Origin of the sequence: Ochrobactrum sp. CGA5, assembly GCF_006345815.1 — a bacterium.
GTDB lineage: Bacteria > Pseudomonadota > Alphaproteobacteria > Rhizobiales > Rhizobiaceae > Brucella.
Genome location: NZ_VCIG01000051.1, coordinates 1 through 293, shown reverse-complemented (window position 1 = coordinate 293; position 293 = coordinate 1). Strand labels below are relative to the sequence as shown.

The window sequence follows — 293 nt, the reverse complement described above, 5'->3', positions numbered from 1 at the left end:
TCGTCCTTGGTCAGAATGTAAGCTTCTGCCTTGAACTTCGTGTGCGGCTTCACTGAACCCGGCTTGCAGAGAACCTGGCCGCGTTCAACGTCTTCACGGCCAACGCCGCGGATCAGAGCGCCGATGTTGTCGCCAGCCTGGCCCTGATCGAGCAGCTTACGGAACATTTCAACGCCGGTAACCGTCGTCTTCGTCGTCGCCTTGATGCCGACGATTTCAACTTCTTCACCAACCTTCACGATACCGCGCTCAACGCGACCGGTAACAACCGTACCACGGCCCGAGATCGAGAA

1 protein-coding gene is annotated in these 293 nt (G+C 57.7%); it reads right to left on the bottom strand.

Annotation, left to right across the window (positions count from 1 at the left end):
• Positions 1–293, bottom strand: a 293-nt coding sequence (locus FJQ48_RS22230) for an EF-Tu/IF-2/RF-3 family GTPase (RefSeq protein ID WP_247870439.1), incomplete at both ends; no start/stop codon positions are given.